Annotated in this window: 19 protein-coding genes; all 19 read left to right on the top strand. The window is 70.5% G+C overall.

What is annotated here, in order from left to right:
• Positions 1-734 precede the first annotated feature (734 nt).
• The 19 genes from fabD (at position 735) to ACQPW6_RS11295 (ending at position 21,941) form a co-directional block, all read left to right on the top strand.
• Complete coding sequence (gene fabD, locus ACQPW6_RS11385; protein WP_433889459.1) at positions 735-1,721, top strand: ACP S-malonyltransferase; 987 nt, start codon at positions 735-737, stop codon at positions 1,719-1,721.
• Positions 1,722-1,879: 158 nt separating this feature from the next.
• Positions 1,880-2,689 (top strand): response regulator transcription factor, encoded by an 810-nt coding sequence (locus tag ACQPW6_RS11380; protein ID WP_433889458.1) that lies wholly within the window; start codon positions 1,880-1,882, stop codon positions 2,687-2,689.
• A complete protein-coding gene (locus tag ACQPW6_RS11375; RefSeq protein WP_433889457.1) occupies positions 2,686-3,603 on the top strand; it encodes a hypothetical protein in 918 nt (305 codons plus the stop codon). Before ACQPW6_RS11380 ends, ACQPW6_RS11375 begins: the two co-directional genes overlap by 4 nt.
• A 78-nt stretch (positions 3,604-3,681) precedes the next feature.
• On the top strand, positions 3,682-4,014 hold the full coding sequence (locus ACQPW6_RS11370; RefSeq protein ID WP_433889456.1) for a TcmI family type II polyketide cyclase: 333 nt from the start codon (positions 3,682-3,684) through the stop codon (positions 4,012-4,014).
• A 54-nt stretch (positions 4,015-4,068) separates the two neighbouring features.
• On the top strand, positions 4,069-5,325 hold the full coding sequence (locus ACQPW6_RS11365) for a beta-ketoacyl-[acyl-carrier-protein] synthase family protein (RefSeq protein WP_433889455.1): 1,257 nt from the start codon (positions 4,069-4,071) through the stop codon (positions 5,323-5,325).
• Positions 5,322-6,539, top strand: coding sequence for a ketosynthase chain-length factor (locus ACQPW6_RS11360; protein WP_433889454.1), 1,218 nt, complete (start codon positions 5,322-5,324; stop codon positions 6,537-6,539). The genes ACQPW6_RS11365 and ACQPW6_RS11360 overlap by 4 nt, the downstream gene beginning before the upstream one ends.
• 67 nt (positions 6,540-6,606) lie before the next feature.
• Complete coding sequence (locus ACQPW6_RS11355; protein ID WP_433889453.1) at positions 6,607-6,867, top strand: acyl carrier protein; 261 nt, start codon at positions 6,607-6,609, stop codon at positions 6,865-6,867.
• Positions 6,868-7,010: 143 nt separating this feature from the next.
• Complete coding sequence (fabG, locus tag ACQPW6_RS11350) at positions 7,011-7,796, top strand: 3-oxoacyl-ACP reductase FabG (protein WP_433889452.1); 786 nt, start codon at positions 7,011-7,013, stop codon at positions 7,794-7,796.
• 72 nt (positions 7,797-7,868) lie between these two features.
• A complete protein-coding gene (locus ACQPW6_RS11345) occupies positions 7,869-8,813 on the top strand; it encodes an aromatase/cyclase (protein WP_433889451.1) in 945 nt (314 codons plus the stop codon).
• Position 8,814: 1 nt separating this feature from the next.
• Positions 8,815-12,075, top strand: coding sequence for an FAD-dependent monooxygenase (locus ACQPW6_RS11340; protein WP_433889450.1), 3,261 nt, complete (start codon positions 8,815-8,817; stop codon positions 12,073-12,075).
• A gap of 57 nt (positions 12,076-12,132) precedes the next feature.
• Positions 12,133-12,777, top strand: coding sequence for a nitroreductase/quinone reductase family protein (locus tag ACQPW6_RS11335; protein WP_433889449.1), 645 nt, complete (start codon positions 12,133-12,135; stop codon positions 12,775-12,777).
• Between the two features lie 78 nt (positions 12,778-12,855).
• The gene (locus tag ACQPW6_RS11330; RefSeq protein WP_433889448.1) at positions 12,856-13,080 is read left to right on the top strand and encodes a hypothetical protein; all 225 of its coding nucleotides are present in this window, start codon (positions 12,856-12,858) and stop codon (positions 13,078-13,080) included.
• Positions 13,081-13,139: 59 nt separating this feature from the next.
• Positions 13,140-13,955, top strand: a complete 816-nt coding sequence (locus ACQPW6_RS11325; protein WP_433889447.1) for a dienelactone hydrolase family protein — start codon at positions 13,140-13,142, stop codon at positions 13,953-13,955.
• A 152-nt stretch (positions 13,956-14,107) separates the two neighbouring features.
• On the top strand, positions 14,108-15,766 hold the full coding sequence (locus ACQPW6_RS11320; protein WP_433889446.1) for an MFS transporter: 1,659 nt from the start codon (positions 14,108-14,110) through the stop codon (positions 15,764-15,766).
• 43 nt (positions 15,767-15,809) lie between these two features.
• On the top strand, positions 15,810-16,460 hold the full coding sequence (locus ACQPW6_RS11315; RefSeq protein ID WP_433889445.1) for a hemerythrin domain-containing protein: 651 nt from the start codon (positions 15,810-15,812) through the stop codon (positions 16,458-16,460).
• A gap of 263 nt (positions 16,461-16,723) precedes the next feature.
• Positions 16,724-18,421: an NAD(P)/FAD-dependent oxidoreductase gene (locus tag ACQPW6_RS11310; RefSeq protein WP_433889444.1), complete on the top strand. Its 1,698-nt coding sequence runs from the start codon at positions 16,724-16,726 to the stop codon at positions 18,419-18,421.
• A gap of 88 nt (positions 18,422-18,509) precedes the next feature.
• The gene (locus ACQPW6_RS11305; RefSeq protein WP_433889443.1) at positions 18,510-20,021 is read left to right on the top strand and encodes an FAD-binding oxidoreductase; all 1,512 of its coding nucleotides are present in this window, start codon (positions 18,510-18,512) and stop codon (positions 20,019-20,021) included.
• A 76-nt stretch (positions 20,022-20,097) separates the two neighbouring features.
• Positions 20,098-21,396 (top strand): cation:proton antiporter, encoded by a 1,299-nt coding sequence (locus tag ACQPW6_RS11300; RefSeq protein WP_433889442.1) that lies wholly within the window; start codon positions 20,098-20,100, stop codon positions 21,394-21,396.
• Positions 21,393-21,941: a flavin reductase family protein gene (locus ACQPW6_RS11295; RefSeq protein WP_433889441.1), complete on the top strand. Its 549-nt coding sequence runs from the start codon at positions 21,393-21,395 to the stop codon at positions 21,939-21,941. The genes ACQPW6_RS11300 and ACQPW6_RS11295 overlap by 4 nt, the downstream gene beginning before the upstream one ends.
• The last annotated feature ends 48 nt before the right edge of the window (positions 21,942-21,989 follow it).

Here is a 21,989-nt window from a genome sequence, read left to right as displayed (position 1 = left end):
AATCCGTGTTCATAACGATCCGGAACCCCCGCTCCCGAGTCATGTACGGCTTGCAGCATACGGATGTTCGCGTTTGGCAGGCGACGATACATGCAAACCCATGAGTCGTCCATACCCGTTCTACCTGCGACGATCAGGGAGAACGACAGGTCCGGGCGGGGGTCCATTGGAGCGTTGGTGAAGTGTAAAAGCTGGGTGCCCATGTCCGTGACACCGGTGACTGGCACCGTCCGCAAGCGTTCCGGAATCTTCGTTCCGATGTCATGTCAGTCGGTGTCTTTGGGTCCGGAGTGACCGAAATGCTCACCGATGTGCCGGCGCTATCCGCGATCGGGAGTGTCACGCAAAACTGGTGGGAGGGTGCAACCATCATTGCCCCCGCATAGCCGCCGGTCAGCCGCCCGCAGCCGGGGGCCTGGGCAAACGTGCTGGTGGGGAAGGGAGTTGACATCCGCAGCGGAGGACTGTCACGATGCTTTCAGCGGCCGAGCCATGCCCGGTTCCGCTCCCGGAGCGATTTCTGGATGTCGGCTCCCCAGCACCAGGTATCGAACACCTGATCTCTCACCCCGTGTGCGGTTCACCGCCACGGGGTCTCGTATGTGCGGCGCCCGAGCGGCGCATTTATGCCCGTTCTCCGTGGCGCACCTCGCAAACCAGCCGGACACCGCCCGCAAACCAGCCGGGTGCTGCCCGGAAACCAGCCTGGCACCGCCAAAAGGCCGGAAGGAGCCATGCGGCGCATGGACAGGATCGGCTTCGTCTTCCCGGGCCAAGGATCACAGCGTGTAGGTATGGGTCTCGATCTCGCCGGACGGTATCCGGAATTGATCGACACCTATTACACAGCCGCTGACGAGATCCTCGGCCTTCCGCTGTCACGACTGTGCTGGGACGGCCCCGCGGAAGCCCTGCGGGACACCGCTGTCACCCAGCCGGCCGTGTTCCTCACCAGCCTGTGCACCTGGCACGCGCTGCGCGCCGAAGGTGTCGAGCCGGACGTCGTCGCCGGGCACAGCCTCGGCGAGTACACCGCGCTGGTCGCCGCCGGCGTCCTGGACTGGACCGACGCGCTGCGCCTGGTCCGGCTGCGCGGCCGGCTGATGGCCGGGGTCAACGAGCGCGTTCCCGGCGCGATGGCCGCGGTGCTCGGACTGCCGCTCGCCGACGTCGAGTCGATCTGCGCGCTGGCCGCCACCGGCAGCGGGCAGGTCGTCGAGATCGCCAACGACAACGAGCCCGCGCAGGTGGTGGTCTCCGGCCAGGCCGGCGCGGTCGGCCTGGTGGTGGAGGCGGCCCTCGCGGCCGGCGCCCGCCGCGCGGTACCGCTTGAGGTGGGCGCCCCCTTCCACTGCAGCCTGATGGCCGAGATCGAGGAGGAGTTCGCGGCGGCGCTGGACGCGGTGGAGTTCCGCGACCCGGCCGGCGTCGACCTCGTCTCCTCGGTCACCGCGGCCCCGGTCACCGGCGGCGCGCAGGCCCGGCGGGTGCTGCGCCGCCAGCTCACCGGGCGGGTCCGCTGGACCGACACCGTCGGCCGGATGTCGGCCGACGGCGTGAACCGGTTCGTGGAGGCCGGACCCGGCAAGGTGCTCGGCGGCCTGTGCCGCCGGATCGCCCCCGGGGCGCAGGTGCACGCGACCTACGACGCACGGCAGTTCGCCTCGGCACTCGGCGCGCTCCCGCTCGCGGCTGACTACTCGGGCCACTCGGGTTCCTGACCGCGGCCGGCGCCGCGCGCTGAGGGCGCCGGATCGCGCGGCAGCGCGGGACCCGCGCGGGCGTGCCGGAACGAGCGGCGGTGGAGGGCGACGAACAGTCCAACGAACCGATCAGGCGAGGCCGCAAGCCGGCCCGAGCAGCCACAAAGGGCGGACCCATGAGTCAGACAGACCTTCTGAAACCTCATACACCGGCCCCGGTCGCGTCCGCACCCCTCAATCGCGCCCACGCCCGTACCGCGCAGCCCGTCCACGCGGTGCCGGGACCGTCGGCGAACTGGCGGGTGCTGGTCGTCGAACCGCACGCCGTGGACGCCGAGTCACTGGTCCGCGGACTGCGGCGGCACGGGCACGAGGTCGTGTCGGTGGCGACCGGCGGCGCGGCGCTCCAGGTGTACGAGGACGCCGACCTGGTGCTGCTCGACCTCGACCTGCCCGACCTGGACGGCCTCGAGGTCTGCCGCGGCATCCGCTCGGTCTGCGACGTGGCCGTCATCGCGGTCACCGCGCGGGGCACCGAGCTCGACCGGGTGCTCGGCCTCCAGGCCGGCGCCGACGACTACCTCGTCAAGCCCTACGGCTTCCGCGAGCTGATGGCGCGGATGGACGCGGTGATGCGCCGGGCCCGGCCGGCGCCGGCCTCCGCCCGGGTGGTCTCGGCCGGCGCGCTGCGGATCGACGCGGGCTCCCGCGAGGTACGGCTCAGCGGCCGGCGGATCGACGTCACCCGCAAGGAGTTCGACGTCCTGTACCTGCTCGCCTCGCACCCGGACATCGTCATCACCCGCAAGCGGCTGATGCAGCAGGTGTGGGGCGACTCCTGGTCGCGGCGCACCGTGGACACGCACGTCAGCAGCCTGCGCACCAAGCTCGGCGCCCGGGAGTGGATCGTCACCGTACGCGGGGTCGGCTTCCGGCTCGGCCTGGGGCTCGGCGGCCAGTCCACCCAGTCCGGGTCACCGGCATGAGCGGCGCAGGCGGAACAGGCACGAGCGGCACAAGTGGCACGAGCGGCACCGGCTGCGTCGGCCACGAGTGCGGCACGCGGCGAGCCGGCGGCCGTCCGGCGGGCCGCGCGACCGGCGGCCACCGGCTGTGCGCCGGGTGCCACCGCAGGCTGGCCGAGGACATCAGGCGGCTGCCGGGCCTGTACCGGGACTGCGAGCGGGTGCTCGGCGGTGCCTCCGCCAAGGGGCTGCGGGAGCGCACCTCGGGCGGACCGCTGCCTGGGCTGCCGTTCAACGCCGCCGCCGCCGAGGCCAGGGCCGCGATCATGACGGTGCTCGGCTCGTGGAGCGGGCTGGTCGCGCAGGAGCGGCGGCTGCGGCCGCCCGAGCGCGGCATCACCGCCCTGTCGGTCTTCCTGCTGCGGCACACCGACTGGCTCGCCGCGCACCCGGCCGCCGCCGAGGCGACCAGGGAGGTGGCCCGGCTGGTGGTGCGGGCCGACCGGGTCGCGCACCCGGACCAGAGCCGGCGGATCGGGCTCGGCGGCTGCGTGGTGCCGGGCTGCGCCGGGCTGCTGTCGGCGACCGTGCCGGGCGGCGCGGCCGGCGGCCACCCGGCGGTGAACTGCGACGCGGATCCGCAGCACAGCTGGGCCGGCCACCAGTGGACGCAGCTGCGCCGGCTGATGCCGCGCGCCGCGACAAGGGCCGGGGCCGGCGCCCCCGGCGAAAACCCCGCCCAGGGAGCCGTCGCCGAACGCTGGCTCGCCGCCACCGACATCGCCCGGCTGTGGGACACCCCGGTCGGCACCGTCTACCGGCTGGCCAGCGAGCAGCGCTGGCGCCGGCAGCACCGGTCGGGCCGCACTTTCTACTCCGAGGCCGACGCGCACGACTGCTTCAGCCGCCGCGCACAGCGGTCCCGGCAGGGCTGACGCCTCGCCGGGGACCGTGCAGACCAGCCCGCCGCAAGCCTGCCCCAAGCCCGCCACGAGGAAGCCAAGGAGCCCACGATGCACAGCACGTTGATCGTCGCGCGCATGCTGCCGCAGTCCGCCGAGGAAGTGTCCAAGATCTTCGGCGAGTTCGACCAGACCGGCATGCCCGACCTGATGGGCACCCGACGCCGGGAGCTCTTCTCCTACAACGGCCTCTACTTCCACCTCCAGGACTTCGACACCGAGGCCGGCAACACCACCATCGAGGAGACCAAGAACCACCCGCTCTTCGTACAGGTCAGTGCCGACCTCAAGCCGTACATCGAGGCGTACAACCCGGCGACCTGGCGGTCGCCGAAGGACGCGATGGCGCAGCGCTTCTACCACTGGGACAGGTCGGAGCAGTAGTTCCGGCCGTGCCGCACTAACCGCGAACATTTTCCCGAAGGGAGCGGCGTCCACATGGGACGGCGAGTGGTGATAACCGGCATTGGGGTCGTGGCGCCGGGGGGTGTCGGCGTCAAGGACTTCTGGAGTCTGCTCAGCGAGGGCCGCACCGCGACCAGAGGCATCACGTTTTTCGATCCCGCCCCGTTCCGTTCCCGCGTGGCCGCCGAGGTCGATTTCGACCCCGAGGCCCTGGGACTGAGCCCGCAGGAGATCCGCCGGATGGACCGGGCCGCGCAGTTCGCGGTGGTCACCGCGGCGGAGGCGGTCGCGAGCAGCGGCCTGGAACTGGCCGACCTCGACCCGTACCGCACCGGGGTGACCGTCGGCAGCGCCGTCGGCGCCACGATGGGCCTGGACCAGGAGTACCGCGTCACCAGTGACGGCGGCCGGCTGGCGCTCAACGACCACCGGTACGCGGTGCCGCATCTGTACGACTACCTGGTACCCAGCTCGTTCGCCACCGAGGTGGCCTGGTCCACCGGCGCCGAGGGGCCGGCGACCGTGGTGTCCACCGGCTGCACCTCGGGCCTCGACTCGGTCGGCTACGCGACCGAGCTGATCCGCGAGGGCAGCGTGGACGTGATGATCGCGGGCGCCACCGACGCCCCGATCTCGCCGATCACGGTGGCCTGCTTCGACGCCATCAAGGCGACGACCTCGCGCAACGACGACCCGGAGCACGCCTCCCGGCCGTTCGACAACTCCCGCAACGGCTTCGTGCTGGGCGAGGGGTCGGCGATGTTCGTCCTGGAGGAGTACGAGCGGGCCAAGGCGCGCGGCGCGCACATCTACGCCGAGATCGCCGGCTACGCGACCCGTTCCAACGCCTTCCACATGACCGGACTGCGGCCCGACGGCCGGGAGATGGCCGAGGCGATCCGCACCGCGCTGGACGAGGCGCGGGTCAACCCCGAGCAGATCGACTACGTCAACGCGCACGGCTCGGGCACCAAGCAGAACGACCGGCACGAGACCGCGGCGGTCAAGCGGATACTCGGCGACCACGCGTACCGGACGCCGATGAGCTCCATCAAGTCGATGGTCGGGCACTCGCTCGGCGCGATCGGCTCGATCGAGATCGCCGCCTCCGCGCTGGCCATCGAGAACAACCTGGTGCCGCCGACGGCGAACCTGCACGAGCCGGACCCGCACTGCGACCTGGACTACGTACCGCTCAAGGCGAGGGAGCACCTGACCGACACGGTGCTGACCGTGGGCAGCGGCTTCGGCGGCTTCCAGAGCGCGATGGTGCTTCGGAGGGCGGCATGAGCGGCACCTCGGTGGTCGTCACCGGAGTCGGTGTCACCGCGCCCAACGGGCTCGGTACGGAGCCGTACTGGGCCGCCACGAAGGACGGCCGCAGCGGCATCGCGCCGATCAAGCGGTTCGACGCGAGCGGCTACCCGTCCACGCTGGCCGGGGAGGTGCCCGGCTTCACCGCCGAGGACCACCTGCCGGGCCGGCTGATCCCGCAGACCGACCACATGACCAGGCTCGCGCTGGTCGCCGCGGACTGGGCGCTGGCCGACGCCGGCGTCACGCCCAAGGAGTGGAAGCAGTTCGACATGGGCGTCGTCACCGCCAGCTCGTCGGGCGGTTTCGAGTTCGGCCAGAACGAGCTGCGCAAGCTGTGGAGCCAGGGCGGCAGCTACGTCAGCGCGTACCAGTCCTTCGCCTGGTTCTACGCGGTGAACACCGGCCAGATCTCGATCCGCAACGGCATGCAGGGCCCCAGCGGGGTGGTCGTCTCCGACCAGGCCGGCGGCCTGGACGCGGTCGCCCAGGCCAGGCGGCAGATCCGCAAGGGCAGCCGGCTGATCGTCTCGGGCGGGGTGGACGGCTCGATCTGCCCGTGGGGCTGGATCGCGCAGGTCGCCACCGGCCGGATGAGCACCGGCGACGACCCGGACACCGCCTACCGGCCGTTCGACGCCGACGCCGCCGGCTACGTACCCGGCGAGGGCGGCGCGCTGCTGATCCTGGAGGACGCCGAGTCCGCGCGGGAGCGCGGCGCCCGGGTCTACGGGGAGATCGCCGGCTACGGCTCGACGTTCGACCCCAGGCCCGGCAGCGGCCGGGAGCCGGGGCTGCGCCGGTGCATCGAGATCGCGCTCCGGGACGCCGAGCTGACGCCGGCCGACATCGACGTGGTCTTCGCCGACGCCGCCGCGGAACCCGAGCTCGACCGGATCGAGGCCGACGCCCTCAGCGCGGTGTTCGGTCCGGGCGGGGTGCCGGTCACCGCGCCCAAGACGATGACCGGCCGGCTCTACTCCGGCGCCGCCTCGCTCGACACGGCCGCCGCGCTGCTGTCGATCAGGGACGGCGTCATCCCGCCGACCACCAATGTGCGGCCGGCCGCCGGGTACGGCCTCGACCTGGTCGTGGACACGCCCCGGCAGGCCACCGTGAACGCGGCCCTGGTACTGGCCCGCGGCTACGGCGGCTTCAACTCCGCGATGGTCGTGCGCCGGGCCGGCTGACCCCGGACCCGTACCGCGCACGACCGTCGCACTGTCGCGCCATTCAACGAAGGGACCTGGAGCCGGCATGGAACTCACCATCGAAGACCTCAAGCGCATCCTGCGGGAAGCGGCCGGTGAGGACGAGGGGATCGACCTCGACGGCGACATCCTCGACCTGACCTTCGAGGACCTGGGCTACGACTCGCTGGCGCTGCTGGAGACCGGCAGCCGCATCGAGCGCGAGCACGGGATCGAGCTGGAGGACACCACCGTCAGCGAGGTGGACACCCCGCGGGCGCTGCTCGCGGTGGTCAACGGCCAGCTCGCCGCAGAACACGCGGCCTGAGCGCCCCACCGGTCACCACGGCCTGACGGCCACAGCGACCGGGCGGCCTGAGCGGCCCCCACATCCGGTGCCGCCGCCGCGCTCCCGAGGAGCGGCGGCGGCACCGACCAGCCACGCAAGGGACACGAGTCGGAGGAGCAGTCATGTCGGATCAGGGGCAGCGGGTCGCTCTCGTCACCGGGGCCACCAGCGGAATCGGGCTCGCCGTCACCAGGGCGCTGGCGGCGCAGGGACACCAGGTGTTCATCTGCGCGCGCACACCCGAGGGCGTCGAGGTCACCGTCAAGGAACTGCGGCAGGAGGGCCTGGACGTCGACGGCGCCGCCTGCGACGTGAAGTCGCCCGCCGACATCAAGGCGTTCGTCCTGGCCGGCGTCGAGCGCTTCGGCCCGGTGGACGTGCTGGTGAACAACGCGGGCCGCAGCGGCGGCGGGGTGACCGCGGACATCGACGACGAGCTGTGGTTCGACGTCGTCAACACCAATCTCAACAGCGTCTTCCTGATGACCCGCGAGGTGCTGAACACCGGCGGCATGCGCTACCGGGACCGCGGCCGGATCATCAACATCGCCTCGACGGCCGGCAAGCAGGGCGTGGTGCTGGGCGCTCCGTACTCGGCCTCCAAGCACGGGGTGGTGGGCTTCACCAAGGCGCTGGGCAACGAGCTCGCGCCGACCGGCATCACGGTGAACGCGGTCTGCCCCGGCTACGTGGAGACGCCGATGGCGCAGCGGGTCCGGCAGGGCTACGCGGCGGCGTACTCGACCTCGGAGGGCGAGATCCTGCAGAAGTTCCAGGCCAAGATCCCGCTCGGCCGGTACTCCACGCCCGAGGAGGTCGCGGGCATGGTCGCCTATCTGGCCACCGACACGGCGGCCTCGGTCACCGCGCAGGCGATCAACGTCTGCGGCGGCCTCGGCAACTTCTGACCACTGCTGGTGGCTTCCGGGCATTCGGACCACTTCTGACGACTTCTGACCACTCGCGTGAGGGGAACGGGCATGACGCTGACAGGCCACCGCGAGGTGGAGCACGAGATCACGGTGAACGCGCCGGCCGCCGCCGTGTACCGGTTGATCGCCGAGGTGGAGAACTGGCCGCGGATCTTCCCGCCGACGGTGTTCGTGGACCAGGTGGAGCTGTCCGCTGACGAGGAGCGGATCCGGATCTGGGCGACCGCCAACGGCGCCGCGAAGAACTGGACCTCGCGCCGGGTGCTCGACCCGAAGGCGCTGCGGATCGAGTTCCGGCAGGAGGTGTCCGCGCCGCCGGTGGCGGCGATGGGCGGCACCTGGATCATCGAGCCGCTGGACGACGACGAGAGCCGGGTGCGGCTGCTGCACGACTACCGGGCCGTCGACGACGACCCGGCCGGCCTGGAGTGGATCGACCAGGCCGTGGACCGCAACAGCCGCTCGGAGCTGGCGGCGCTGAAGACCAACGTCGAACTCGCGGTGGCATCCGACGACCTGCTGCTGTCGTTCATCGACACCGTCCGGATCGACGGCGACGTCAAGGACGTCTACGACTTCATCAACGAGGCGCAGTTCTGGAAGGACCGCCTCCCGCACGTGGCCCGGGTCCAGCTCGACGAGGACACCCCCGGCCTGCAGGTGCTGGAGATGGACACCATGACCAAGGACGGGTCCACCCACACCACCAAGTCGGTGCGGGTCTGCTTCCCGCACGCGCGGATCGTCTACAAGCAGATCACCGTGCCGGCCCTGATGACGCTGCACACCGGCTACTGGCTGTTCGAGGAGGACGCCGACGGCGTCTCCGCCAGCTCGCAGCACACGGTGGTGATCAACACCGCGAACATCACGAAGATCCTCGGCGAGGGCGCCGGTGTCGCGGAGGCCAAGCAGTACGTGCAGAACGCGCTGAGCACCAACAGCCGTGCCACGCTCGGCCACGCCAAGGACTACGCCGAAGGCCGGCGCTGACATGGACGCAACCGAGACCCGGGGCGACGGCTCCCCGGGCACCGGGCACGACGCCCAGGTCATCGTCGTCGGCGCCGGGCCGGTCGGCCTGGTGCTGGCCGGTGAACTGCGGCTCGGCGGCGCCTCGGTGATCGTGCTGGAGCGGCTGGCCGCGCCGACCACGGAGTCGCGGGCCTCGACGCTGCACGCCCGCACCATGGAGATCCTCGACCAGCGCGGGCTGCTCGCCGAGCTAGGCGACCCGCCGAACGACCCGATGGGCCACTTCGGCGGGCTGCCGCTGGACCTCGGCGAGCCCACCACCCGCTACCCCGGCCAGTGGAAGGTGCCGCAGGCCGAGGTGGAGCGGCTGCTGGCCGGCTGGGCGACGGGGCTGGGCGCCGAGGTCAGGCGCGAGCACGAGCTGCTGGGCCTGACCGCGGACGGCGACGGGGTGGAGGTCGAGGTCGCCACCCCCGACGGGGTCGGCCGGCTGACCGCCGACTACCTGGTGGGCTGCGACGGCGAGGACAGCACCGTACGGCGGCTCGCGGGGTTCGAGTTCCCCGGCTCCGACGCCACCAAGGAACTGCTGCGCTGCGACGTGCGCGGCCTGGAGATCCCGAACCGGCGCTTCGAGCGGATGCCGAACGGGGTGGCCATCGCCGCCACCCGGAACGGCGTCACCCGGGTGATGGTGCACGAGTTCGGCCGCGAGGTGCGGCCGCGCACCGGGGAGCCGCCCTACGCCGAGATCGCCGAGGTCTGGGCCAGGGTCACCGGTGAGGACATCACCGGCGGCACCCCGACCTGGCTGAACGCGTTCGGCAACACCAGCCGCCAGGCGGCGAGTTACCGCAGGGGCCGGGTGCTGCTGGCCGGCGACGCCGCGCACCGGCAGATGCCGGTCGGCGGCCAGGCGCTCAACCTGGGCCTGCAGGACGGCGTCAACCTCGGCTGGAAGCTGGCCGCGCAGGTCACCGGCCGGGCGCCGGACGGGCTGCTCGACACCTACCACACCGAACGGCACGCGGTCGGACGGCGGGTACTGGCCAACATCGAGGCGCAGACCGTCATCCTGTTCGGCGGCCAGGAGGTCGAGGCGGTCAGGGCCGCCACCGGCGAGCTGATCAGCGGTGTCCCGGTGGTCCGCGGCCATCTGGCCGGCATGATCAGCGGCCTCGACATCCACTACGAGAGCAACGGCCACCCGCTGACCGGCGGCCGGGTGCCGCACGTCGAACTCGCCACCCAGGACGGCCCGACCAGCACCACCGAGCTGCTGCGCACCGGCCGCGGGGTGCTGCTCGACCTGTCGGGCGACGCCAGGCGGCCGGCGAAGCTGGCCGGCACCGCCGCGGGCTGGTCGGGCCGGGTGGACGTGGTCACCGCGATCGCCGCGCCCGGTACGGCGCTCGACGGCACCAAGTCGGTGCTGCTGCGCCCCGACGGCTATGTCGCCTGGGCCGCCGTCCGCGCGATCGACCCGGCCCCGGCCCTGCGCCGCTGGTTCGGCGCACCGGCAGAGCAACCCGTACCCGACCAAGACAGGCCAACCCGAGCAGAGAGGGGCGCCTCCGTGCCCAGCAAAGCCAAGGCAGTTGTCCCGGCCATGAACTCAAGCAAGGCGCAGAACTGCGACGTCCTGATCGTCGGCTCGGGCCTGGCGGGCTCGGTCAGCGCGGCGATCCTGGCACGCAACGGCGCCAACGTGGTGCTGGTGGACGCCGCTTCGCACCCCCGGATGGCCATCGGCGAGTCGATGACCCCGCAGCTGATCGAGTGGCTGCACATCCTCGCCGAGCGGTTCCAGATCCCCGAACTGCACCACCTGCTCGACGTGAAGGCCGTCACCAAGCACATCGGCCCGTTCCACGGCAAGAAGCAGAGCTTCGGCTTCATCAAGCACGACGTGGGCAAGGAGCCGAACCCGCGGGAGGCGACCCAGTTCGTCATCCCGAAGATCCTGACCGAGGCCAGCCACCTGTTCCGGCAGGACACCGACGCCTACTACTTCCACGTCGCCGCCAAGTACGGCACCACCACCCGGCAGAACTGGCGGGTCGCCGACCTGGACTTCGACGAGGACGGGGTGACCGTCACCGGCCAGAACGGCGAGGTGTTCCGGGCCCGCTACCTGATCGACGCCTCCGGCTTCCGCTCGCTGCTGGCCGAGAAGAAGGGCCTGCGGGACAAGCCGGCCCGCTTCAAGCACCACTCGCGGTCGCTGTTCACGCACTACGTCGGCGTGAAGCCGTTCGACGACGTCAGCCACCACCCGCAGAGCCTGCGCCCGCCGAAGGTGTCGCCGTGGAACAACGGCACCCTGCACCACATGATCGAGCGCGGCTGGTTCTGGATCATCCCGTTCAACAACGTGAAGGAATCCAAGAACCCGGTGTGCAGCGTCGGGCTGACCTTCGACGAGCGGGTCTACCCCAAGCCCAAGGACATGACTCCCGAAGAGGAGTTCAACAAGTACCTGGACATGTACCCGGCGGTGAAGCGGCAGTTCGAGGGCGCCACCCGGGTCCGCGAGTGGGTCTCCACCGACCGCCTCCAGTACAGCAGTTCGGAGTCCATCGGCCACCGCTGGTGCCTGATGTCGCACGCGGCCGGCTTCCTGGACCCGCTGTTCTCGCGCGGCCTGTCCAACACCTTCGAGGTGGTCTACTCGCTGATGAGCCGGCTGCTGCCGGCCCTCCAGGACGACGACTTCTCGGTGGAGCGGTTCGAGTACGTGGACCGCCTCGAGCGCGGCCTCCTCTACTACAACGACCAGCTGGTCAACAGCTCCTACATCGCCTTCTCGCACTTCCGGCTGTGGAACGCGGTCTTCCGGGTCTGGGGCGGCTTCCTGACCCCCGGGGTGATGCGGCTGACCCGCGCCCGGGTGAACTACGCGCTCACCGGCGACGTGAAGCAGCTGGAGCACCAGCTGGAGGAGGAGAACCCGTACCCGGGCCTGTGGTACCCCAACCCGGTCTTCCGGGAGATCCTCGAACTCACCGCCGAGTCCTGCGAGAAGTACGAGGCCGGCGTGCTCACCGGCGACGAGGCCGCGGACATCATCTTCGACAAGCTGAACAACTGCGACCTGCTGAACCCGCACTTCGGCTGGAAGTCCCCCGAGGACACCCGGTTCATCGTGCCGACCACCTACATGATGGCCAGGTTCATGTTCTGGGGCGTCACCCAGGCCCCGCCGGCGATGAAGGACCTCGCCTCGGCCACCCTCACCGGATCGATCCGGGCCGGCATCAAGGGCCGCAAGCTGCTCTGACCGCCGCCCCAGCCCCGGCTCCGCAACCCGTTCCCGCGACCTGAAAGGCACGACTCCATGCAGACCACGCCGAAGCCCATGGCCGACACGACGGCCGAGCCGATGGGCGACACCTCGGTCATCCGGGAGACCAACGCACTGACCTCCTGGTCCACCACCCGCCCCGAGCTCAACGCAGGGCCGCTGATGCGGGCGTTCGTGCGCTTCAACGTCTACCTCTACTCCAAGCCGCCGAGCGGCATCCAGAAGCGGATCAACAAGTTCTTCCTGAACGTCAACATCGTGGCCTACCAGCGCTCCCAGGGCCGGCTGATGGGTCGCTTCGGCGACCTGGACGCGCTGCTGCTGCACACCCAGGGCCGCAAGTCGGGCAAGGAGCGGATCGTCCCGCTCGGCTACCAGTTCGAGAACGGCATCTTCTACGCGGTCGCCGTGCCCGGCCACTTCGACGTCCCCGGCGGCCCGAAGGCGATCCACCCGGCCTGGTACCTGAACGTCAAGGCCACCCCCGAGGTGAAGATCAATATCGGCCGTGAGGTGATCGACGTCGTCGCCGACGAGGTGACCGGCGCCGAGCGGGACCGGATCTGGAAGATGTACACCGACGTGTACCCGTTCATCTGGGAGTTCCAGAACCGGGCCAGCCGGCTGATCCCGGTGGTCAGGTTCACCCCGAAGGACATGCTGCCGCCGAAGATGTGACCGGCCGGGGGCCCGTGACGCTTCGGGCCCCCGCCCGCCTGGCCGGTATCCACCCCGCCGCGAGGAGGCGCCCCTACCATGAGTGCTGCCGTGCAGCCGAAGCCCCGCACCGGGCCGACGCCGATGCGCACCCTGCTCACGCTCGGCACCCTGACCGTCAGCCTGGTCGGGGCCGCCAACAAGACCCGCAGGTCCAACGGGTCCACCGACTACGTCGATCACGTCGATGTGATCGCCAGCTGGACCGCCTTCTTCGTGCTCGCCGTCCGGGCGGGGCGCAGGCGGAAGACGCCGGCCTCGTAGCGGCCGGCACCGCAGGGACGTACGACCTGACGCATACGACCTGATGAAGGAGACCCCTCGTGACCGGATCCGCACCGACCTCCGATCTCACCGGCTGGCGCCGGACGCCGTTCACGGGGGCCGGACTCACCCATGACGTGTACGAGAAGGGCGACGGGCCCGGGGTGGTCCTGGTCCCGGAGATCCCCGGGATGACGCCCCAGGTGCTGGGCCTGGCCGACCACATCGTCAAGCAGGGCTTCACCGTGGCGATCCCGTCGCCGTTCGGCGACCCGGGCCGCAAGGCCAGCGCCGGCTACGGCATCCAGACCTTCGCCAAGCTCTGCGTCTCCGCGGAGTTCCGGGCCTTCGCCACCAACGCGCACCGGCCGATCGCCGACTACCTCAAGGCGGTGGCCCGGGACCTGGCCGCCCGCACCCCCGGGCCCGGCGTCGGCATCATCGGCATGTGCTTCACCGGCGGCTTCGCACTGGCCGCCGCGGTGGACGACGTCGTCCTGGCGCCGGTGCTCAGCCAGCCCGCGCTGCCGTTCCCGGTGGGCGGCCGGCGGGCCGCCGACCCGGGGGTGTCGGAGCAGGAACTCGACACCGTCGTCCAGCGCACCAAGGACTCCGGCCTGTGCGTGCTCGGCCTGCGCTTCAGCGAGGACAAGGGCTCCCAGCGCGCCCGGTTCGCCACCCTGCGGCGCAGCCTCGGCGACGCCTTCGAGGTGATCGAGCTGGACTCCTCCAAGGGCAACGCCGGCGGCTTCGCCAAGAGCGCCCACTCGGTGCTGACCGGCGAGGTCAGGGAGACCGCCGGGCACCCCGCGCTCGCCGCCCGCGAGCGGGTGGTGGAGTTCCTGCGCGAGCGGCTGGCGCCGGCCGCCGGCTGACCTCCGGGCACCTCCTGCGCATATGTGGCCTGTGTCTCAAACCCGGCAGGCGATGTCACACCGCCGAACCGGCCGGTCTCTACGGACCAGGGGCTGAGCGTCGCGGGACGCCGTGCGGCCCGTACCACGCCACGCACGGCTAGGAGGAAGTTGTGAGCAAGTGGAAGGGCAATCCGTGGGCGATCCTGGTGATCCTGTCCCTCGGGTTCTTCATGACCCTGCTTGACCTGACGATCGTCAACATCGCCATCCCCGACATGGTGGACAGCCTGGACGCGTCACTGGACCAGATCCTGTGGGTGGTCAACGCCTACACGCTGGGCCTGGCCGTCCTGCTGATCACCGCGGGCCGGCTCGGTGACCTGCGCGGCAAGAAGTACCTGTTCATCGCCGGGGTCAGCGTGTTCACGCTGGCGAGCCTGGCCTGCGGGCTCGCGCAGGACCCCGGCCAGCTGATCGCGTACCGCGCGGTGCAGGGCATCGGGGCGGCGCTGCTGATGCCGCAGACCCTGTCGATGCTGGTGGACGTCTTCCCGGAGGAGAAGCGCGGTGTCGCGCTCGGCATCTGGGGCACCGTGGCGGGACTCGCCTCGGTGGCCGGACCCAGCCTCGGCGGCCTGCTGGTCACCAAGCTCGACTGGCGGTGGATCTTCTTCGTCAACATCCCGATCGGGGTGATCGTGGTGATCGGGGCGGCGCTGCTGATGCCGGCCCCGAAGCGCGCCGTGCGGCACCGCTTCGACATCCCCGGGGTGATCCTGGCGACCGTCGCGCTCTTCCTGCTCGCCTTCGGCCTGATCGAGGGGCAGAAGTACGACTGGAACGGCTGGATCTGGGGCACCCTGGCCGCCGCCGCGGTGGTGCTCGCGGTGTTCCTGGTCTACCAGCGCGGCCAGCAGGACAACGAGCCGCTGGTGCCCTACGTGCTGTTCAGGGACCGCAACTTCTCGGTGGTGAACTTCGTCGGCGTCGCCGTGTCGTTCGGCGTCGTCGGACTGATCCTGCCGCTGACCATCTACCTCCAGTCGGTGCTGGGCTTCAGCGCGCTGAAGGCCGGCGGGGTGCTGGTGCCGATGGCGGTCGGCTCGATCATCACCGCGGGCCCGTCCGGGGTGCTGGCCGACAAGTTCGGCGGCAAGTACATCCTGATGGGCGGCCTGACGGCGTTCTCCGGCGGCATCATCTGGATCGTCACCACCGCCGAGGTCGGGCAGAGCTGGACCGCGCTGATCGGCCCGGTGCTGCTGATCGGCATGGGCATGGGCTGCACCTTCACCCCGATGGCCACCGAGGTCATGCGCAACGTGCCGCCGAAGCTCACCGGCGCCGCCTCCGGCGTCAACAACGCGCTGCGGCAGGTCGGTTCGGTACTGGCCGGCGCGGTGATCGGCGCGGTGCTGCAGAACCAGCTGGTGTCCTCGCTCAACGACCAGGCGCAGGCCCGGGCCGGCTCGCTGCCGGCCCCGTACCGCGGCCAGTTCGTCCGCAACTTCGCCGAGGAGGGCAAGCACCTCGCGGTGGGCGGCCAGAGCGGCGGCGGCATGAAGCTGCCGTCCGGCATACCCGCCTCGGCCGCGCACCGGGTGCAGGACGCGGCCACCGCCGTGTTCGGGCACGGCTTCACCCACGCGATGAAGCCCACCATGCTCGTGCCGTTCGGGGTGCTGCTGCTCGGGGTGATCGCCTGCCTGGTGATCGTCAGCCCGCGCGGCCCGTCCGCCAACCCGCACGGGCTGCCGGTGCCCGACGAGGACCAGACCGCCGAGGCCGGCACCGTCGCGCAGCCCGGATCGTCCACCGCACACGGCTGACGGGCGACCACGGCCCGCCGGACCCACGAATCAAGAGGGAATCATGACCACCGAGACACAGCGCATCGTGACCGCCAACCCGGCGGACCGGATCAACTTCACCGAGATGTACGTCACCCACGACGGCTTCCGCCGCGACCTGGAGCGGCTGGCCGCGGCCGCCGCGGCCGGCCGGGCCGACAGCCCGCAGGTCCGGGACGGCTGGGAGAACTTCAAGCAGCAGCTGCACGTCCACCACACCGTGGAGGACACCTGGCTGTGGCCCCGGCTGACCCGGCTGGTGGCCGGCCGGCCCGACGACCTGGCGCTGCTGGAGCAGATGGAGGCCGAACACGCCGTCCTCGACCCGCAGTTGGCCTCGGTCGACGAGGGGATCAGGAACCGCTCGGCGGATCTGCCGGCCCGGGTCGCGGAGCTGACCGCGGTCCTGGACGCGCACCTGTCGCACGAGGAGCGGGACGCGCTGCCGCTGATCGACTCCGTGATGACCCCGGCCGACTGGAAGGGCTTCAGCCGCGCCATGGCCCGCAAGCAGAAGCTCGGCGGCGCCTCGGTGTGGATCCCGTGGATCACCGACGGGATGACGCCCGCGGACGCGCAGAAGTGGCTGGCCCGTATGCCCGCTCCGCTCCGGTTGTTCAACAAGGTCTCCTGGGACGCGCGTTATCGCAGCCGGGACCTGTGGAGCTTCTGAACCAGCTGAACCAGCTGAACCAGCATTCGTTGACACCGGCGACGGCCGCGTGTCACCCTTTTCCGGGCGGTCGAGGTATGTCCGAACGACCGTGACTCCCACCCCCATTCAGATCGCCGGGCCATGACCGCGAAGGTCGGCCCGGCGATTTTTTTCATGCGCGCTTGCCGTTCGATTCGGGTACGCAATCGCATGCCCTTTTCCGGCGCGCCGCGCGTACCGCGAGCTGATCCCACACTGATTCGAGGAGAGAGGGGCGCTCCGTGCCCAGCAAGCCCAAGGAAGCAGTGCCGGCGGTAAACACCAAGGCGGCCGAGGAGTGCGATGTACTGATCATCGGCTCCGGCCTGGCGGGCTCGGTGAGCGCGTCGATCCTCGCCCGGCAGGGCAAGAAGGTGGTCATGGTGGACGCCGCCAGCCACCCCCGGATGGCCATCGGCGAGTCGATGACCCCGCAGCTGATCGAGTGGCTGCACATCCTCGCGCTGCGCTACGACGTGCCCGAGCTGAAGCACCTGCTCGACATCAAGGCGGTCACGAAGTACATCGGCCCGCACCACGGCCGCAAGCAGAGCTTCGGCTTCATGCGGCACACCCCGGGCAACGAGCCCGACCCGCGCGAGGCGACCCAGTTCGTCATCCCGAAGCTGCTGACCGAGGCCAGCCACCTGTTCCGGCAGGACACCGACACGTACTACTTCAACGTCGCCGCGAGCTACGGCACCGTGACCCGGCAGAACTGGCGGGTCTCCGACCTGGACTTCGACGACGACGGGGTCACCGTCACCGGCCAGAACGGCGAGGTCTTCCGGGCCCGCTACCTGATCGACGCCTCCGGCTTCCGCTCGCTGCTGGCCGACAAGTTCGACCTGCGCGAGACCCCGGCCCGCTTCAAGCACCACTCGCGGTCGCTGTTCACGCACTACATCGGCGTCAAGCCGTTCGACGACGTCTGCCACCACCCCAACAGCCTGCGCCCGCCGGCCGCGGCCCCGTGGAGCGGCGGCACGATGCACCACATGATCGAGCGCGGCTGGTTCTGGATCATCCCGTTCAACAACTTCAAGGACTCGATGAACCCGATCACCAGCGTCGGGCTCACCTTCGACGAGCGGCTGTACCCCAAGCCCAAGGACATGACTCCCGAAGAGGAGTTCAACAAGTACCTGGACATGTACCCGGCGGTGAAGCGGCAGTTCGAGGGCGCCACCCGGGTCCGCGAGTGGATCTCCACCGAGCGGCTCCAGTACAGCTCCAAGCAGTCGATCGGCCACCGCTGGTGCCTGATGTCGCACGCGGCCGGCTTCCTGGACCCGCTGTTCTCCCGCGGCCTGTCCAACACCTTCGAGGTGGTCTACGCCCTCATGACCCGGCTGCTGCCGGCCCTGGACGAGGACGACTTCGCCGTCGAGCGGTTCGAGTACGTCGAGACCCTCGAACGCGGGCTGCTGCACTACAACGACGCGCTGGTCAACAGCTCGTACATCTCGTTCAACCACTTCCCGCTGTGGAACGCGGTCTTCCGCGTCTGGTCGGCCTTCCTGACCCCCGGCGTGATGCGGCTGACCCGGGCCCGGCAGAACTACGCCCTGGACCGGGACGTGAAGTGGCTGGACGCGCTCGAGGAGACCCTGCACCCGGGCCTGTGGTGGCCCGAGAGCCACGAGTTCAAACAGATCCTCGACCTGATGGCAGAAACCTGCGAGAAGTACGAGGCCGGCAGCCTCGACGGCGACCAGGCCGCCGAGATCATCATGAAGAGCCTGCGCGACTGCGAGCTGGTCAACCCGGTGTTCCAGTGGACGGACCCCGAGGTCAAGTTCGTGCTGCCCAGCACTCTGATGATGGCCAGGTTCATGTACTGGGGCACCCGCAAGGCGCCGGAGCAGATGAAGGAACTGGCCCGGGACACCCTGTCGGGAATCGTCCGCTCCGGCATCAAGGGCAAGAAGCTGCTCTGACCGCCCCGTACGGGCCCGCTGTCGGCCACTGTCTGAACTGATCGTCCCTCCCACCCGGTGACCACCTGACCGAAAGTTGAGCCGAAGCATGATCAGTCGAAGAACAGTCCTCGGTGCCGGCGCGGGCGCCGTGGCGCTGACCGGCCTGCGGACCACCGCCGGATTCGCCGGCAGCGGGCTCCCCTGGAGCCAGTTGCGCTCGCACCTGCAAGGTCAGCTCGTCCTGCCCACCGACCCCGGGTACCAGACGGCCAAGCAGCTGGACCTCCAGCAGTTCGACGTCGTCCACCCGCAGGCGGTGGCCTACTGCGCCGGCTCCGCCGACGTGGCGCTGAGCCTGAAGTTCGCGCAGGACAACTGCCTGCCGTTCGCGATCCGCAGCGGCGGGCACAGCGGTGGCGGGTACTCCACCTCCACCGGCCTGGTCATCGACGTCTCCCGGCTGAACTCGATCAGCGTGGGCCAGAACAAGGTGACGGTCGGCACCGGGGTCCAGGGCGTGGACGCCATCAGCGCCCTGTCCCCGCGCGGCCTGGCGATACCCGGCGGCTACTGCCCCACGGTGGCCGTCGGCGGCTACTACCAGGGCGGCGGCCTCGGGCTGCTCACCCGCGCCGCGGGCGTCGGCTCGGACCGGATCACCGCGGCCAAGGTGGTGCTGGCCGACGGCCGTACCGTCACCGCCTCGGCGACCCAGAACCGCGACCTGTACTGGGCGGTCCGCGGCGGTGGCGGCGGCAACTTCGGCGTCGTCACCTCCTACGACATCACCCCGGCCGCGATCTCCCAGGTCGGCCTGGTCAACCTGGTCTGGGACTGGTCCAAGGCCGCCGACATGCTCGACGGCTACGCCCGCTGGTCGGTGGACGCGCCCCGCACCATCGGCGGCGGCGCCTTCCTGCAGCTGCCCGAGGCCGCCCCCGGCGCCCCCGGCATCCCGATGGCCTTCCTGGCCTCCACCGGGACCACCGCCGAGCTCAACAGCGAGGTGGCCAGGCTGATCGCGCTGACCGGCGCCCCGGTGCAGCAGACACCGGCCGCGGTGCTGCCGTACCAGGACGTGATGCTGAGCTTCTACCGGTGCGCGGCCGACAACATCACCGGCTGCCACCGCGCCGACACCACCCCCGGCGGCCAGCTGACCCGGCCGGTCTTCGGCCTCCAGCGCAGCCGGATGTTCAACCGGCTGCCGTCCAAGAGCGTGTGGGAGAACGCCGCCGCGCTGTTCGAGACGCTGCGGGTGCCCGGCCAGGCGCACATCATGGAGGTGCTGCCGCTCGGCGGCGCCGTCAAGGACCTGCGCCGCACCGACACCGCGTTCGTGCACCGCGACGCGCTGTTCACGGTCAACTTCCTGACCGACATCGAGACCGCGGCCGCCGCCGATCCGGCCGGCCGGGCCGCCGGCCAGCAGTTCGTGGACGACGGCTTCGACATCGTCGACCCGCAGTCCGCCGGTGAGACCTACCAGAACTTCATCGACCCCGAACTGGCCGACTGGCGGCAGTCGTACTACGCGGAGAACTTCCCGCGGCTGGCCCTGACCAAGCTCAAGTACGACCCGCACGGCGCCTTCTCCTTCGCCCAGAGCGTCCTGTGACCGCCTCTGGCATCCGCTGACGCCGGCCCAGGTCTGACGACCGCTGTCATCTCCCCGGTCCCCAGGAGGACTGCCGATGAAGAGCCTCGCGCCGCACTCCGATCTGCAGATGGCCACGATGCTGGCCGGAATCGCCATGGTCCTGCTCGTCGGGATCCTGCTGGGCACCCTGGCCAAGAAGGTGAGGCAGCCGGCGGTCATCGGCGAGATCCTGGCCGGGATCGCGCTCGGCCCCAGCCTGCTCGGCCTGCTGCCGGGCGACCTGTCGCACAAGCTGTTCCCGACCGACGTGCGTCCGCTGCTCAACGCGGTCTCCCAGGTCGGCCTGACCCTGTTCATGTTCATGGTCGGCTGGGAGTTCGAGAAGCGGCTGCTGCGCCCGCACCGCGGGATGGCCGCGGCCGTCTCGGTGTGCTCGGTCGGCCTCGCCTTCGGCCTCGGCGTCGGGGTGTCGGCCCTGCTCTACCCGCACCACAACACCGTGAACGGGCACCACATCTCGTTCCTGGTCTTCTCCACCTTCATGGGTGCCGCGATGTCGGTGACGGCCTTCCCGGTCCTCGCCCGGATCCTCACCGACAACCGGCTCACCCACACCCGGGTCGGCACCCTCGCCCTGGCCAGCGCCGCCGTGGACGACATCCTCGCCTGGTGCATGCTGGCCTACGTCTCCGCGCTGGTCACCTCCGGCGGCCCGTCGGACCTGGTGCAGGTGCTCGGGCTCAGCGCCGGCTACGTGCTATCGATGTTCTGGGTGGTCCGGCCACTGCTGGCGGCGGTCGTGCGGTACTTCTCCGACCGCCAGCAGTGGCGCCAGCTGCTGGTGATCCTGGCGGCCGGCACCTTCCTGTCCGCCTACGCCACCACCTGGATCGGCATCCACAGCATCTTCGGCGGCTTCCTGTTCGGCTTCATCATGCCGCGCGAGCCCGCCGTCAAGCTCGCCGAGAACCTGCGCAAGCCGCTGGGCCACATCAGTACGGTGCTGCTGCCGGTGTTCTTCATCATCACCGGCCTCGGCGTGGACCTGGGCGGCCTGCACGCCTACCAGTACGCGGAGCTGGCCGCGATCGTCGCGGTCGCCTGCGCGGGCAAGCTGGTCGGCGCGGTACTGCCGGCCAGGATCGCCGGCCTCGGCTGGCGGGAGTCGGGGGCGCTCGGCCTGCTGATGAACACCCGCGGCCTGACCGAGCTGATCATCCTCAACACCGCGGTCCAACTCGGCGTCCTGGACGGCCAGATGTTCACCATGATGGTGATCATGGCGCTGGTCACCACGGCGCTGGCCGGACCACTGCTCCCCAAGGCCAGCGAGCTGATGGCCGGCGCCACCGTGGACGTCCCTGTCGGCACCCCGGAAAGGGCCACCCCATGACCGCCCCGAGCACGGAGGCCCTGCACCAGCCCGAGCCGGTCGAGGGCAGGCTGCTGCGCAACGTCTGCGGGCTGTTCGTCACCGGCGTCACGGTGATCACCAGCGGCGCCGAGGGCAGTTCGGAGGGCACCACCGTCAACTCGTTCACCTCCGTCTCGCTGGATCCGCCGCTGGTGCTGTTCTGCCTGCACAAGGAGTCCAGGCTGCGGGCGGTGGTGGACGAGTCCGGGTCCTTCGTCGTCAACTTCCTGTCAGGACCGCAGGAACCGCTGGCCCGCGCCTTCGCCGGCCGGGGCACCGCGGCCATCACCGACGTCAAGCACCACAGGTCCGCCGACGGGATGCCGGTGCTCAGCGACGCGCTGGCGTTCCTCGCCTGCCGGCTGGTCAGCGAGTTCGACGGCGGCGACCACACCATCTTCCTCGGTCAGGTCGTGGAGCTGGGAGTTCCGCGCGAGCACCAGGAACCGCTCATCTTCTTCCGCGGCTCGCTGGGCGCGCTGGAGGAGGAGCCGCGAGGCGTGCACCCGATCTTCGACGGCTGAGCACCGAGCACAGAGCACCGCACCCGAGCCATGTCAGGCAGTTCATCT

This window comes from Streptomyces sp. CA-111067 (assembly GCF_050956065.1).
In the GTDB taxonomy this organism is placed as follows: domain Bacteria; phylum Actinomycetota; class Actinomycetes; order Streptomycetales; family Streptomycetaceae; genus Actinacidiphila.
The sequence above is the reverse complement of the archived record's forward strand: the minus strand, read 5'-3'. Positions and strand labels throughout refer to the sequence as shown.